This window comes from Algoriphagus sp. PAP.12, from assembly GCF_026652115.1.
Lineage (GTDB): Bacteria > Bacteroidota > Bacteroidia > Cytophagales > Cyclobacteriaceae > Algoriphagus.
In genome coordinates, this window is the sequence record NZ_JAPPSQ010000010.1 from 159,940 (window position 1) to 174,942 (window position 15,003).

Genomic DNA, 15,003 nt, shown 5'->3' on the forward strand with positions numbered 1-15,003 from the left:
GGCATCTGAAATTAATCAGATGCCATTTTATTCTAAAGCCAAGAATCAAGATACCAATCTAGAATCTTGGCTTTTGTTTCTTGATTCAATTTTCAAAAAACATGCAACTAACTTCAGACAATAAGTTGAAAAATTTAATCGTAGTGGGAGACCGCGTATTGATTAGATTGAAAAAGCCAAACGAACGTACCAGCACAGGCCTCTACCTTCCTCCAGGTGTACAGGAAAAGGAAAAAGTTCAGCAAGGCTATATTATTAAGATTGGCCCAGGCTATCCAATCCCAGTTGCTAGTGAAGACCATGAGCCCTGGATGGACCAGGAAGAAAAAGTAAAATATATCCCCCTACAAGCGAGAGAAGGTGACTTAGCTATTTTCTTACTCTCTGGAGCACATGAAGTTATCTACGAAGGCGAAAAACTTTACATTGTTTCTCAAAGCGCCATTTTAATGCTTGAAAGAGAACAAGAACTTTAAAACACACAAGAGAAAACCTATCGCAGATTCTGATATTTAATTAAGGATAAAAAGAAAGGCTCGAAAAATATTTCGAGCCTTTTTACATGAATATAAATCTGGGCTTAATGCCACCAGAACTTTCTTTTCTTCAAGGTTTTTGGAACTACATAGGAAGCATTTGAATTCACTTTCAAAGTACTTTCTTCCCAAACCTTACGATTTTTAGCTTCCAACCCTTTAGGATTATTAATCTCTCTTCGGGTCTGAATTCTAAGCTTCGAAGATTCTGAATTCCATGTTTTAAATTGCTTTGCATCAGCTCCTGAGATAGTCTCAGGGTTACTTTGATACATCACTGGAAGGGTTTTCTTATTACTGTTCCAGACTTTTGCATTTTTGGCTTTAGGCCCTTTTGGAAGGTCCTGCGCTTCAGTTATTCCCAGCACTAAAAAGGCTGAAAGGACTAGAAGTGACTTTTTCATATCTCTATACTTGGGTTATACAAAGATATACAGATACAAGAGCAAAAGGTTTTGAAAATCAGACTTTAATGATTGTTTTTTGACATTTGGTAAAATATAAATTTATCAAACCCAAATATGTATTCATTTTATTCGGATTGAAAAGCATCGTGTTTTCACAAAAATCAGCTTAAAAGCACTTAGATTCGGTTCGATTTAAAATGGAAATTTGGCTAAAAAACAAAAAAATAAAAAAACCGAGGTGAAAATCACCCCGGCTTTCCTACAACAATAGACCCTGTTTATTTTCTTTAGAAGGCAAAAACTGCTGCCAATAAAAATGATGAAAGGTTTTTGGTTGCCGCCAAATCCTTATTCATAAAGTAGTCATTCCCCATAGTATCTAATCTAATTTCGGGAATTAATGTCAAATTATTACCAATTTTCGCATTTCCGGATAGTGTTAGAGCAAATACATTTCCATCACCATCCCCATCAAGCCCTACAACTCCATCTAATCCGCCGTTGAAGACATTAAAATACTCACCTCTTAAACCTAATGCAAATGTTTCAGAAGTAGAAGCCTGTAAATATCCTGCAAATCCGTAAAACCCATATCCATCTCCCTCCACATCCTGAACGTCAGATCCGCTAAACATCTCACCAGAAGAAGTAGTGTTATAGGTTGTATTTACTCCCAAATAAAGAGCATCTGTCAAATTGAATCCTGTTGTCAAATCAACTTGAAAAGTATTCCCGCCTGACATTTGTCCTGGAGTCAAAGTTCCATCATCAGAAAGTTTCCCATCCTGATCACCATATACAAAGTTCAAATACGTGCTTCCTGCATCAGTAGAATACCCCAATTGAGCCCCCAAGGTATAGGTACCATTCAGGTTGAATTCAGTCATATCCGTTGGGTTCATCACAGCTGCCATGAAAGAGAACTTATCAGAAAGTGCGATATCAGCCTTCAAACCAGTATGTGAGAACGGACCATAAGAGAACATATAAGAAGTTGAGTAATTGAAATTCCCTGTTGGAGAAATCACTTCATAGCCAAGGAAAGTATTGAAGTTACCCATCGTAAATGTCACTTTATCACTGGCATTCCAATACACATACAACTGGTTGACGATTTGGGAACTTCCTGCCATTCCACCAGCATATAGTGGGGAGCCAAATACAGCATCTTCTCCTCTTGGTCCAAATACCAAATCAACTACAGCCCCCACCTTTTGACCTTCATAAGTTGCGATAATATTGGCCATACCAAGAGAGAACCCCGGCAAATTCCCAAAAGAGGTAGCTGGTGCCATAGCATTTTCACCTTTATTTGGACCATTCAAGTTTGTTCTAAAATAAGCATCAACAGATCCTGAAAGTGTTAATGCGGATGTTTTTTCCTCCTCTTCCTGTGCAAATCCTTTATTGATAAATACCACAGATAGACATATGATTAGTAGATATATTTTCTTCATCTTATTTTTGAGTGTTGGTTTTGTAAATTTTTGCCAATAGAATCCTAGCCCCCTTGAATTAGAGTCGCGTTTATTTCATTATGGGGCTAGGATCAATTTTTTGTTATTCGTCGTAGACGATGGTATACCCACGGATTCCGTGTTCGTGAGAATCAAGTCCGGTACGTTCGTGCTCTTCAGAAACTCTAATACCTACAGTTGATTTCAGAACAAAGAAGATTACGAAAGCTGACACAAAGGCGGTAGCACCGCAGATGGCCACACCAATTAGTTGCGTAAAGAAGGAATGATCAGGGTTAGTAGAAAAAATCCCCACAGCTAGAGTTCCCCAAACTCCACAAGTCAAGTGTACAGAAACCGCACCCACAACATCATCGAGCTTTAATTTATCTAATAAGATGGCTGAGATCACTACAAGGATACCTCCAATGAAACCTACTAAAATCGCTGCAGCAGGATTTATCACATCTGCACCAGCCGTGATAGACACCAAGCCTGCCAAAATACCATTTAGAACCATCCCCAAGTCCAATCTCTTGAAGGCAAAATAAGCTGCCAAGAAACCTCCCAATCCTCCAGCGCATGCTGCCAAGGAAGTAGTCACTAGAACAAAAGAAACCAAACCTGGATCAGCAGAAAGCACTGAGCCACCATTAAATCCGAACCATCCTAACCAAAGAAGGAACACACCGATAACTGCCAAAGGCACACTTGAACCTGGTTTTTCAACTGTTTTACCATTTACATACTTACCAATTCTAGGGCCTACTAGGATAACTCCAGCTAAAGCACCCCATCCACCTACAGAATGAACAAGCGTACTACCAGCAAAATCATAGAATCCCATATCATCTAGAGCTCCTCCACCCCATTTCCAGCTACCAATTAATGGATAAACAATTCCTACAAAGAACAATGTAAAGATCAGATAGGCACCTAGTTTAACACGTTCTGCGATTGCTCCAGAAACAATAGTTGCTGCCGTTGCGGCAAACATGGCTTGGAAAAGAAAGTCGGTCCAATAAGTATAGCCCCCATCAGCATACCCAAATGTTACATCTGCATCACCAGGAGAAAACCAGAACATACTCCAGCCAGCCCCATCGAAACCAAACCATCCAGGGACATCAAATCCTGGATACATTAAAAAGAAACCGATCACAGCATAGGACATAATCCCAATGATTGGTGTAATGGTATTCTTGAATAGAATATTCACGGTGTTCTTTGCCTGGCCAAAGCCAGCCTCTACCCCCGCAAATCCCAAGTGCATGATAAACACTAAGGCGGTAGACAACATCATCCAGACATTATTTGCCGTGAGGAGGTTGTTTGAGATCTCAACCGAGAGATCCGTTGCGGCCATTTGATTGACCAACAGGGCGTCAAAATACTTCATAGGTTTTTGTTTAAAATTTGAACTTTTTTCAAAATTTTGTGTAGGTCTGAAAGAAAATTTCTTAAAGCAATGTAGTTCAAAAGAAAGTTAAAAAACAAATCAGATTTTTAACAAAAACCATTTCTACCACTCTTTTTAGCTGTTTTACAATCCATTTTTTACATTATTTTCAAAATATTGGGCAAATCAGGGTGTTTTTAAACCATTATATTAAAAAGAATATTATTTGGAAATGTTATATGATATTTTCCGAAACCGTTTTCGAAATAATTGAATCAGAACAAAAGGAATAAAAATCAATGTTCATTAAAATAATATTCCAAAAAACTGATTTTTTTTGAATTTTATACCGATGGACTAAAATTACGAAAAATATAAAAATTCAATTTTGGTCATTTTTTTTTCACCTAACTTCAGCATTATGTACACAATTCTTTAATGAACAGGGTAAAATTTAGCCCTACTAAACAAAAAAAGCTCGAATTTCTTCGAGCTTATACATAAAATAAAGACCTCTTTTATGATTTTAGAATCGCAAACTCTTTTGCAAAGTATGTCAGAATAATCTTTGCTCCAGATCGCTTAATACTAGTCAGCATTTCAACCATTGCTCGATCATTTTCTAACCATCCTTTTTGAGCCGAAGCTTTCAACATTGAATACTCTCCCGACACATTGTAAGCTGCAATTGGCAAGGGGTAATTATCATGCAAGAGCTTAATGATATCAAGATAAGCCAATGCTGGTTTCACCATTAAAAAGTCAGCACCTTCTTCCATATCCAAATCCGCCTCAATCAACGCCTCTTGAACATTAGCGGGATTCATCTGATAGGTCTTTTTGTCTCCAAACTTTGGAGCCGAATCCAAGGCATCTCTAAATGGGCCATAAAAAGCACTTGCATATTTGGCAGTATAGGACATAATAGAGGTGTCAGTAAATCCATACTCGTCCAATGCTTCACGGATAAAACCTACCCTCCCATCCATCATGTCTGATGGACCTATAATATCAACTCCGGCATCAGCCTGGGCTAGAGACATTCTACTCAAAACCTCGAGAGTTTCATCATTCAAAATCTTACCGTCTTTTACGATTCCGTCATGACCATCACTACTATAAGGATCCATGGCCACATCAGACATCAAACAGAGCTCAGGAAAATTCTTTTTTATCTCTCTCAATCCCTTTAAGTAAAAAGTTTCTGAGTTATAAGATTCTGAAGCCATCGCATCCTTAAGACTTTCTGGATAAGCTGGAAAAACATCAAAAGACATAACCCCAAGCTTCATACAGGATTCAATTTCCGAAAGCATGGTATCTATTGAAAAACGATAAATCCCCGGCATAGAGTCAACCTCTATTTTTTTACCCTGTCCTTCCACCAGAAACATTGGGAAAATTAAATCATTCACAGATAGAGAGGTCTCCTCTATTAAATTTCGAACAGCCTCTGATTTTCTATTTCTTCTTGGTCGTCTAAGCATCGTTTAAGAATTTACCCAGACAAAGGTACGAACGAGAATTTCCCCCTTAAAGCAATTGGACACTAAACCTCTCCAAAGATGGAAAATTGAGTTACCATTTTTTATCTTAGAGAAATGACTTTTTCAATGAATCAAAAAAAATACATTCATCGCATTTTTGAATTTCTAGATCAATATCATTGCATTGATGTCAGAGCTAGGGAGAAGCAAACCAGCAGCCCCATCCCTTTTGCATCTCAAATCCACCTTCTAAATGAAAGTGAATTAAACCAACTTAAAAGAAGAGGTTTCTCTAATGAATTAGGAAAATCATTGATGGATAAAATTGAAATTCATTCAAATGAAATCCTATCCACAAAACCTACTTTAATATTTGACGATTCTCCTGAAATTATAGCAAAGGCAATTTGGCAACACTACAGGCCTAAAACGGATCTTTATATTTATTCTGGAGGACTGAAATCTCTTCTTGAAGAAGCAAATCAAATCTTCAAGAAACCATATAAACTCTTCACACTATATGGAGAAACAGGAGTAGGAAAAACGGATTTATTAATACTACTAACTAACGAAGGCCAACAAACCCTGAACCTTGAGGAAATAGCCAATCACAATGGTTCCACATTTGGAAACCTCCAAAACAATACCCAGCCTAGCCAAGAAACTTTCACAATCAGATTAGCCGAAACTTTAGCAAGATTTTCAGTAGATAAGCCAGTTTTTGTGGAATCAGAAAAAGTAGGACTTGGAAAAAACATGATCCCGCTTTTACTATCTGAGGCTCTTGATACTTCAAAGAAAATTCGGATTTCTCTCTCTAAAGAAGAAAGAATAGAACGACTAGTAAAAGAATATGCCAATATCAACGATTTGAAGCTCAAGGAGGGAATAGAAAAACTCAAATTTAGAATTGGCCAACATGAAGCAAATGAAATTTTAAAGCTTCTTGAAAAAAAAGATTATCACAAAGTTGCCAGGCATCTGATAGAATACTTTGACCGCTCGGAATCTTATCAATCGATTGATGGAAATGAATTTGAGCTCACTACCGATAACAGCTCCCCTCGCGACTGCGCCAATCAAATCCTTGAAAATTTGACATAAAAAAAACGTCTCCCGTAGAAGACGCCACTGTGCCTACAGAGTGCCAATGCATTGCTCTTCGCTTTTGCTTTTATCTAGTTCCAATTTCCAGTTTGTCTCTCTTGCTTGCTCAGATTCCTAACACCGAAGTGCATTTATCTTAAATATTATTATGTCATTTTTGATATCTTAATTTAGGTATTTACTCCTTATTTTCCAACACTAAATCAAATCTCAAACCACTACTTCCTTCACCTCTTCCTGTTCGTTTTCTTCGGCCATACCAAGAAACAATTTTACCGTTATACCACCGGGTACGCTGGTAAGTCCCTGTCAATTTTGCGCCCGCTCTTGGAATCTCTTCTTCATTAATATAAAGTGGTGTTAATTGATTATCCAATTCATTGATCCCCTCACGGAGCAGTTGGGTTCTTGGTCTAACTGCATGAGGTTCGAATAATTCATTGATTCTTGGCATAGATGCTCTCTGAAAATGAATTTCCCGATTGGAGCCATTTTGATGGACCGCAATGAATGGAATCCAATTTTCACCCACTGTATTTCCTAATTGATATTTCAGCTGTGGTTTGTACGTATTGGCTTTATTTTCCTGCGAATTCAAATTCACCTCAGGAAGTACCAACTCCTCCGGGACTTCATCTTCCTGAATCATTCTTTCAAATTCCGCTTTTAGATTATTTGCAGCTTCATACCCATCCATTCCGCCACCAAGACCATCTGGGATTCTGGATTCTATTCCCCATACCATATTGGCCATTTCATCTCTAATGAATTTGATTTCTTCAATTGATTCGCTTTCTAAAGTCTTAGCAGAAGATGCAGGAAGAAGAATCCTCTTATCAAATTCAGGTATTTTAAATTCACCGGTATCTACCGACAAAGAATACATATTCCATTCATTCCAGCTCTCTCCATCTTTGTGTGCAGCCTCTACCAAATAATTTTGTCCGAAAGTATCCCTCACTAAAACGCCTTCCACTTCAACAAAACTTCCTGTCGCTATTTCATAAGGTATCGCCAACCAGTCATTGCTATATTGTAGTGCATATTGAGTCACCAAAATCTTGGCAATATCCGTATCGGAAGCCTTCAAATTTCCTAAGTCAATAGAGCCGTCTTCCATTTCCCACCATCGGGAATTAGGCATTCCGGCAAAACTCGCCTCGGAAGGAATCACTGTCAACACCTCTCTTTTCCGAATAGTATCATCGAATACTTTCACACCGCCATTCATCTGCTTAGACACATCAAAGGAGTACCAGTCCAAATGGCCTTGAAAATATTCATCTGATTTCAAATCAGTTTCACTTCCATTCCCCTCATCTACACTTGTTTTAAAACTGTATTCCAATCTCTCTTTAAACCAAGAGTCATCCTCATCATCTTTTGGAAGATTTAATTCCTCTTTTACAAAAGCGATCCATTTTTTGGCAGCTTCCTGAAAAATTGTTTGATGCTTTGAATTAATGAATTTGGGGCCTGACGGAAGCTGATTGGAAGGTAAAACCCAGGCATTCACTCCTGTGAAAACACCTCCCAATTCAATCCAAAGCCCACGACCATTGATAGCTCGTCCTGCCATCGCCCTTAAAAAAGAAGAGGCTTGTTGAAGACTCAATGTTCTTGCTTTTGCAGCAGCTTCCTGCGCAGTATCACTTTCATTTATCACAGGGACTTCAAATGGAAATCTTTTATTTAAAAGATCTTTATACATTCCAGAGGAATATCCAGCTGACGCAGGTGCACTACCTCCTTCTATTTCTAAAAAGGCATAAAATTTCTTACCCAACTTCGCAGCTAACTTCAAGTCGATATCCGGAATCAATCTTTCCACTTGAGTTTCCAATGGAATCACTTCTGAATAGGGGACCTTTTGACCATTTCCGCCGGTAAATGAAGTCATTCGAACAGTGTTGATTGCTGCTTTTGCAAAAATGGCAGAACCAGCATCCTCTCCCTTCAGTTCTCCAAACTGAAACTGCCTAGCAAGCATCCAAAGAGGATCATTGATTTTGGCTGCCAAAGCATCATCTAACTCTTCTTCTCTCGGTCTTCCTTCTATTCTATTATAGGCCCGAAAGGGTTCGCATGGGTTATATAAATCTATGGCCATGATTAAAGATTTTCAGGTTCATATCCTTCATTTACACTAGTATAATCGATGAAATAGCCAAGACTTTCTTCATCTTCAGGCTGAGGATCATTCTCAGGAATATCATCAACCGAAGCTAATTCTTGAGCAAACTTGTCATCTCCAAAAGACAAGGTTGCCGTCGCAGGTAGAAGTTGTGCAAACATCGATTCATCGATCTGGTCAGGTTCTACAGATCTCAATTTTGCCAAATTGAAAGCCTCCTCGACACAAAGTCCCAATTCCTCAAAATCCCAAAGGCCAGTTTTCTCAGGAGTCACTGCCAACAATAAATTTTGTGGGGCTCTAGAATCTGGTTGATTAAAATGGAAGGCAATACCGGTGGTTTCTTTTTCATCTGGAATCACCTCCATCCATTCATCAAGCATTAAGGCACAACTGGTCTCTTGAAGATTTTCTGTTCCAAAAAGTAACAAAGACAACCTATCTCCATCAGGCTTATAGGTGTCCGGATATGCTGCCCCTAACCAAAAATCTCGCTCAGCAACAGGAGGCAGGGCATTCATATCAAACGGTAACTGAGCTGGTTTGAAACTTATTGTATCCTCATTTAAAACTTCTCCCAATATAGAAATCGTCTCTAGGTAATTAAGTCTATTTCTGACGAGAGAAATTCCAGACCACCAGTCTTGAGGATAACCTTCAGGATGATGTCTTAATGGACTTTCTGTTAATGCCATATTCAGTTGTGAATTGAGATCGGTTTCATTGGAGATGGTGACTTTTGGAATCATTTTAAATCCGCTTCCAAAAAATTTGGAACAAAATTCACCTAAGAAACCGACCCATTTACCTTGATCGACCTCCAACTCCAATTCCGCTAATTTTGCCTGAGCAAATGCGATATTTTCAGCCATTTTGCTTTTCGCAGAAATAATTCTTTGAGCCAAGGACAACACGTCCTCATTTTTATCACTTGGATAAAAACCAGGGAAACCGAATACCGTCAGGGATTTCAATGATTCGATCGCTAATTCATGTTGAGGTTGAGTATAGCTGGTTTTTGATGCTTCAAATGGAACTAAAGAATCAAACAAGTCTGAATATTCTGTAAAAGCTGCTTTCATTCTAGTCATTAGATCATCGGTATCAATTCCCGGTGCCACTGGCCCAAAATTGGAATCATCCTCAGCAATCCTATAGTCTCTGGCATCAGCTCCTCTGGAAGCTCCAACCACCTTACCTAGATGCTGAATCAGGGAAATTATTTCCCCAAAGCTCAACTTATCAGAGGCTGAGGCCTCATTGAATTTGATCTCAATATCATCATCCTCGCTTGCCCCATTTTGCAATACAAAATCGACACATCTGGCTTTCAACTCATTTTGACTTTCTTCCCCTCCTGTAGTGATTAGCATCACCAAATCAATAGGTTGCATTCCAAGATCAAGCAAATTCATAGAGGATTCAGTTTCTCCAAAAATTAAATTCCAAGAAACCCGTTCAGGATCACCAATTTTTCCTGCAATCCAATTATTCAATGATGGATCCGCTTTACTTCTTGGACTTACGGAAACTCCAACCCAAGGAGAATTTGTATTCCCTATTACTGGAATTTGTAGAATCGCTCTCTGAGTAACCATCACTCCCTCTCTCATACTTCTGATAATTTCAGGATCCAAAGGCACTCTTCCTTCTGATATAGAATTTAGAACTGCACTTGCCCGGGTATGATTTCCTCGAACTAATTGATAGACTCCTTCAGCTGTCACCAGATCACCCAATGAGTCTATTGCGTCCGCCATATTATCCAATTCATGAATAATCGCTCGCATCTTCTTTCTTTCCAGATCACTAGTCAAAGTCGGCAACTGGCTACCCAAACCCCACGGATACCCCTTAAAACTGATTGGAGTAGCCCCTGAGTTGATCAAATTATCTACAAAAGTCTTGTTACCATCCCACTTGCCTTGGTCTTCCATATTTTTTTCAATGTGATCCAAAAGCGCCAAACCATCTAGGACATTTGCTGCTTTTATCGATTCAGACTGACTGGTGTCTGTCGGATCAACTGAAGAATCTGAATAAGTAGGAAACTTCCTTCTTAGACGATAGATGTAGACGTCCATCTCCAATGGATTATTGGCACCGTCCTTATATTTTTCATGTAAAGCTCTTTCAAACATATAGCCTAAAAGGGCTCCTGTTTCCTGTCCATTGCCAACCCCTTCCAATAAATTCAAAGCCATTCTGACTCTTTTGGAGGTCAAATTGATCGCCAAAGCATTATTGTTATCACCTTTTGCTTTGATGGAGTTATAACCTGCCCTTAAGACTGCCGCCGTAACAGCATGATTTTGACTTGGACCATGAATGAATCCTTGACTATCTGGCAATATTTTTACAGACTGACCATTTGAGGATTCTAATCCCTTTGGCAAATTGGGGGCTACGACTTGTGGACCTGGTGTTTTTTTCAAATCATGCACAAATCCATAAGCGCCTAAATAAGTTCCGGTAGAATTGGCTTTGCGAAGCTCACGAAGTCTATAATCTGACAAACCAGTCAACCAGGCATCCAATCGATAACTCACCAAATCGATGTGAGATGAAGTCAATCTTTCCAGTGTTTTCACATCCAAGTCCTTCAATTTCTCAACCGCTCTCCTGGCATAGCTGGATCGATCATAGATCCAGGCCCCTCGAAGCATCGCCATCAACACCGTATATTGGACTTTATTTTCTCCATCAATTTCAGCTTTTGGGAAATCAGAAAGCTTCATTTGGATCAACTCCGCCAAGTTATTCTTACTCAAAAGCCATTCAATATAGTTCATGCCTTTATCAGTGACGGCAAGACTTTCTGAACCCAATTCTGGGTCTTGGACTAGATTTCCTAAGACAAAGTTTCCTTCAGTAAATCTGTTTTTGTAAATATTAGCCTTTGAAATAGCTTTTTCTTGAGTCCCTTTGGTGGTGTGCCCTAAGCCTTTCAGCAGCAAATTGTAATTATCCGCCACTTTGAAAGGAGCGTAGGTATCTGTCACATGATCCCAATTGACATTGAAACCAGAACCTTCCTCATCAGGCTCTTGCCATCTGTTTGCAGCATTAACTCCAAACCTGAAAAAGAATTCCTTGGACAAAGGCTCCAAACCTAAAATTTTCAAAAACTCAGCTTGAGGATCAGCCCCATATTGAGCACTATTAATATTTAACGGATTCGAGTTGAAAGCATCAAATGCAGCTTTGGTCTGTTTTAAAAACAAAGTCAGATTCTTAATATAATTTGCCTCTGTCCCCTTTTGGGTAGTCCCTTGGGCTTTGAATAATTTCACCGGGCTTATTGGCAATACCCCATAGGGTTGATTATCTGCTCTGAAGATTGGCAAGGTGCCCAAAGCGGAAACGTGATGGAGCATAAACAGCATGGTTTGATTGATATCAAAATCCTCCAACAGATTATTTGCCATCACTCTGAAAAAGTATTTCAAAGTCGAATTAAATAAAGCTCTGTTCATGGCTTTCCCATCACAGATATCTCTTTTTCCGTGATTTCGAATGAAATCTGCAATCTCATTCGGAAGCCCCAGAGCCTCTTTAAAATATTGACCATCAGTTACATCTAGCTCGTTATCATCATCATAGCTATTGACATATTGCGGGGATTCTTCAGCAAAAAACAAATCAAAAGCTCCATCAAAATCATTATCCAAAGCCCTATAAGGTGATTTTACATCTTCGGTATTGTTCGTGGCTGTTCCTGTTGGTAAGTATTCCAGACCACCATCACTAAACAAGTGATTTGTAAAAAGCTTATCTATTTGATCCTGACTTTCTTGGGCACTTTTATCCTGCACTCCATAGGCCATCACCAATTCAAAACCATTGTCCCAATCATCTTTATCCAATGGAATTTTGACTCCCATCCCTGCATCTACTGCAGCATCAAAATCAAACATCCAGCTAAGCTCTTCTGGAACTTCTAAATCTCCATTAGGAAGATGCTTGAATCTCTCTGCCTGATCTCCACTTGGATCCAAGCTTACCGGCAATGGTTTTTGGACAGTTTTACCTGTAACGATATGCTGATACTGACCTCCACGTTTAGTGACAATAACAAAACGATCCGGTAAAGCTTCTGTAAAACCTGCTCTATCCCAACTTTTGGTCTTTTTTTCAACTTCTGAAAAAGTCAAAGTGGGTTTAAATGGCTCATTTAATTCTACCAAATGCTCTTTGTAATAGGAATAGACAATTTTCCCACATTCATTGATCAAAGATGCCAATTCTTCAATTTGAGCTTTCTGTTCGGCAGAGGTTCTGTTGGTAACCCAACTACCCAACAAATCAATTAGCTGTCTGAAGTAATTAATCGCTAAATCCAAAGAAGACTTAGTCTCCAAACATGGGGTGAATTTCTTTTCTGAAAGAAGTTTCTTTAGTTGAGTTGGAGCGGTTTTAAAACCTGCCAAGAGCTTTTCAATCCTTGCCTCATTCTTGGTCCTTACAATCCTTTTTCTTTCATAACCCAAATTCCTAATTAAATAGGCTTCAATTGAGTCTTCAATCTGAGGAACCTTCCCGGTTTTTGCCTCTTTCGGTTCTACTGCTCTGATAGCATAAGCAGCTCTTCTTACGCCAAGACTAGCTGCAGCTGCCCTCCAAGCACCTAGTTTAGCTGCTTGCCTTTCACTTTCCGGCTTACTGAATATTTCCTTGTAGTAATCCTGAGCAATTTGTTCTTCTTGATCCGTTAATCTTTCATCATGATTATCTATTGCTATGTCATCCGGAAAAATCCTTACCCACAATTCTTGAACAACTACTGTTTCCACTCTAAAAATCACCTTATCCCTATAGGCTTCATAGAAACGGTCCCTTGGATCATTAATATCAACCAATTGATCTAAAAGTTGATTCTCAATGGAGACTAGCATCTTATCTGTTTCGACCCTCGTATCATTGGCTTCTGGAAGCGGGTTGGCGTCCAACACATTATTCACTTGATCTTTGAGACTGAAATAGGCGCTCTTCAATTGGTTATAATCTCCTCTAGGAAGTAAAATTGTACTTGAAGCAGTTGCCTTTATTTTCTTTTGAAGATCAGAAAGTTGAGTTTTTAAAATCGCAAGATTTTGCTGAGGAGTCTTGATGGTACTACTAACCCTGATAGTTTCCCTTGCATTCAAAATACTAGTCCGAGAAGCAACAGATGAAAGAGTACTCGTTTTGATTTTGTTTTCTGCAAGGATTTGATTTTCCACTTTTTTGAAACCAGGCTCCAGCTCCTGCAAATCCTTCATAAACGTAGTCAACTGGGTATTTAACCTTGTAATCGCAGCTTTTTCAATCCTAGTTTTTGGAGTTACTTTTTGGGATACCCTCTGAAAAATTAGAAGTTGCCTTTTCAGGTTAGCATAGTTCGTCTTTAACTGCTTGATATCGTTCAAATCACCATCTAATGGCAATAGCGCATTTTTCTGAATGGATTTTAGCTGGGTTGTGAGTTCCTTGTAAACAACAGATAAGGTTCTGAAATCTTTTATCCCAACTCTATTTTTTGCAGCTAAAAAGAAGTTTGCTTTTACAATCTGAGCATTGAGCTGCTTGATTGGGAAAGTTTTGATGGTCTCTCTAAACCGAACTACAGGTACTGTTTCTTTATCAATCTTTTCCTTCAGAGCATTGATCTTCTTTCGAAGCTCATACTCCTCCTTTTTCAAGTCTTTTTGTCCGGTATACCCGATTTTAAAATTGGTCAAGCGAACATTCCCGCTTTTATGCTGTCTCTTGATGTAAGATATCTTACTTTGGATCTTTTGGATCATATCCTCTGTAGCCCGGAAATCCGGAGAATCCGCAATTTCATCCATCTGTGCCAGCTGAGTTTCTATATTCTTCAACTCTTTATCCAAACTGGCAGCATTGATTTTATTTGAAACGAAAATAGAATCGATGCTTTTCTCCAACTTCACTAGAGCATCTAAGTAAAGCTTCCCCTTTTCGTAAATAATCTTGGATGGAGTTTTAATTCGTTCCACCGCATTGATCAATTCACCGACCTCCTTATTTAATTCTACTTTAGATTTGGAAATGGAAGAAGCTACACTAATGGATTGCATCAAAGACATCAAGTCCCCGGCGGCATCACGAAGCACCACTTTGTCCACCCTTGGAGTTTCTTCAATTTTGTTGACGCTTGCAGCAATTTTTTCTACTTCACTCTTAAAAACAGAAAGTTTCCTTCCAATCTCAGGGGCTTTTGTTTTTTCCTCTTCCACTTTTTGGAAGTAAACCTGGATATCATAAATCAGCTTATAAGTACTCTGAACGGCGATATTGGTAATGCCTTTTGAAGGGCTCACGGGTTTCACCACCCTCGAGTACTCCATAAACTTGGTCTCCAGTCGTACCGGAAGCAATAAAACAGGAAAATCATCACTTCTCTGATTAAAAGAAGTTTTGATTTGATGAAAAATCGGATCGTTATATTTTCCTACTAATTGAGGGATAGACAT

Annotated in this window: 8 protein-coding genes; 2 read left to right on the forward strand and 6 right to left on the reverse strand. The window is 38.9% G+C overall.

Going from position 1 to position 15,003, the window contains the following annotated elements; genetic code table 11:
- Positions 1-101 precede the first annotated feature (101 nt).
- A complete protein-coding gene (locus O0V13_RS13485; protein ID WP_268035493.1) occupies positions 102-476 on the forward strand; it encodes a co-chaperone GroES in 375 nt (124 codons plus the stop codon).
- Between the two features lie 104 nt (positions 477-580).
- Here the strand turns inward: O0V13_RS13485 and O0V13_RS13490 are convergent, their stop codons facing one another.
- The 4 genes from O0V13_RS13490 to hemB form a co-directional block, all read right to left on the reverse strand.
- Entirely contained in the window at positions 581-940 is a 360-nt protein-coding gene (locus tag O0V13_RS13490) for a hypothetical protein (protein ID WP_268035494.1), read from the reverse strand.
- Between the two features lie 290 nt (positions 941-1,230).
- On the reverse strand, positions 1,231-2,400 hold the full coding sequence (locus O0V13_RS13495; protein ID WP_268035495.1) for a porin: 1,170 nt from the start codon (positions 2,398-2,400) through the stop codon (positions 1,231-1,233).
- Between the two features lie 103 nt (positions 2,401-2,503).
- A complete protein-coding gene (locus O0V13_RS13500) occupies positions 2,504-3,799 on the reverse strand; it encodes an ammonium transporter (RefSeq protein WP_268035496.1) in 1,296 nt (431 codons plus the stop codon).
- A gap of 518 nt (positions 3,800-4,317) precedes the next feature.
- A complete protein-coding gene (hemB, locus tag O0V13_RS13505; RefSeq protein WP_268035497.1) occupies positions 4,318-5,286 on the reverse strand; it encodes a porphobilinogen synthase in 969 nt (322 codons plus the stop codon).
- Positions 5,287-5,412: 126 nt separating this feature from the next.
- Here hemB and O0V13_RS13510 point away from each other — a divergent pair, with 126 nt between their 5' ends.
- Positions 5,413-6,390 carry a hypothetical protein gene (locus O0V13_RS13510; RefSeq protein ID WP_268035498.1) on the forward strand — a complete coding sequence of 326 codons (978 nt, stop codon included), beginning with the start codon at positions 5,413-5,415 and terminating at the stop codon, positions 6,388-6,390.
- A 181-nt stretch (positions 6,391-6,571) separates the two neighbouring features.
- Here O0V13_RS13510 and O0V13_RS13515 read toward each other — a convergent pair whose 3' ends face one another.
- A complete protein-coding gene (locus O0V13_RS13515; RefSeq protein ID WP_268035499.1) occupies positions 6,572-8,503 on the reverse strand; it encodes a hypothetical protein in 1,932 nt (643 codons plus the stop codon).
- Positions 8,504-8,505: 2 nt separating this feature from the next.
- Positions 8,506-15,003 (reverse strand): hypothetical protein, encoded by a 6,498-nt coding sequence (locus tag O0V13_RS13520; RefSeq protein ID WP_268035500.1) that lies wholly within the window; start codon positions 15,001-15,003, stop codon positions 8,506-8,508.